The sequence below is a fragment of the Neisseria sp. P0021.S005 genome, from assembly GCF_051956955.1.
On the sequence record NZ_JBQCWY010000668.1, the window covers coordinates 1 to 1,666 of the forward strand.

The following is a 1,666-nucleotide window of genomic DNA, read 5'->3' on the forward strand; positions in this document are numbered from 1 at the left end:
CTTTTATCTAATGCCCTCCCCCGCCGGAACCGCTAAACGGAGGTCTCGCCAGCCAAATAATGGGAATCATACTGATGAATATGATACTGCCTGCCAAGAAGATTTCATTTGAGCCAATAATAAAGCCTTGTTGGGAAATAGTACTATTTATCGCAGCCAGGGCTTGCTCTTTGCTCAGGCCATTGGCCATCATGCCTTGAATAGATTGGTTGCTGATTGAGGACAATGAATTAATATGTTCGGTCAGCTGAGTATGGTGCAGAGCTTCGCGCCGTTCCCACATGGTGCTGACAACGGACACACCGACACCGCCCATAAAGACTCGCAAGAAATTAGACAAGCTACTGGCCGAGGCAATTTGGTTGCCCTTCATATGCGATAAGGTGATACTGGTCAGGGGCAGGAAGAACATGGCTACGCCTAAACCCTGCCAAAACTGTGGCCAAACGACGTTGCTCATATCCATGCCGGCATAGAAGTCGGTTCGCCAATGGAATGTATAGGCAAACACCAAGAAGCTAGCGCTGACAAACAGGCGCATATCGACGCGATTGCCAAACTTACCAATAATCGGCGACAGAATAATCGGCAGAAAACCTACCGGTGCAGCAGCCAAACCAGCCCAAGTAGCGGTATAGTCGAGATTTGATTGCAACACCAAAGGCAGCAAGGTCAATGTACCCATATACACCATAAAGCCCAAGGATGTCGCAACAACGCCTATCGTAAAGTTTCTATTTCTAAACAATGACAAATCGACAATCGGGTATTTCTCGCCCAGCTCCCAAACAATAAAATAGGTCAGGAACACCAAAGCGGTAACGCCCAAAACGATAATCTCTCCCGAGGCAAACCAGTCCAATTCCTTACCTCTATCAAGCATCATTTGCAATGCGCCGACACCGACAATCATCAACACCAGCCCGACATAATCGATTGGCGCCCTGACGATTTCAGTTTCCCTGTGTCGAAGCTGCTTCCAAGCAATAGTTGCAGACAAAATCCCGATCGGGATATTGATAAAGAAAATCCATCCCCAATGCCAATTGTCTGAAATCCAACCGCCTAAAATCGGCCCCAACACAGGGGCAACAACGACGGTCATCGCCCATAAGGCCAGCGCCAATGTTCGTTTTTCAGGCGGATAAGAAGCCATCAACAGGCTTTGGGACAAGGGAATCAATGGCCCGGCGATGAAGCCTTGCAATACACGGAAAAAAACCAAGGCTTGAAGATTATGTGCAATGCCACACAGCCATGACGTTACGACAAACCCGATCACAGCGGCGATAAAGATTTTGACCTCGCCGAACCGCTTGGCCAAAAAACCTGTCAAGGGAACAGAGATGGCATTGGCTACGGCAAATGAGGTAATCACCCAAGTTCCCTGCGTGGTAGCCGCACCCAAATCCCCTGCAATAACAGGCACGGCGACGTTGGCGATGGTGCTGTCCAAGACTTCCATAAATACGGCCAAGCTGAGCGCCAAAGTTGCCAACACCAGCTTAAACCCTTGTAAAGGCGGATAATTCATATTTATAAACTATAAGACAACCGCCAAAGCGGTCGATTGAAGAGAATCAATATTTCAGACGGCCTGAGCCTTCAATAAAAGACTCAGGCCGTCTGAAAAGATTATTTTGCGTATTGCTCGAAGATTTTATCG

Annotated in this window: 1 protein-coding gene; it reads right to left on the reverse strand. The window is 48.0% G+C overall.

The genetic code is table 11. The annotated features are described in order from the left end of the window. Positions 1-7 precede the first annotated feature (7 nt). On the reverse strand, positions 8-1,534 hold the full coding sequence (locus ACTHUE_RS18130; protein WP_070459254.1) for a DHA2 family efflux MFS transporter permease subunit: 1,527 nt from the start codon (positions 1,532-1,534) through the stop codon (positions 8-10). Between the last annotated feature and the right edge of the window lie 132 nt (positions 1,535-1,666).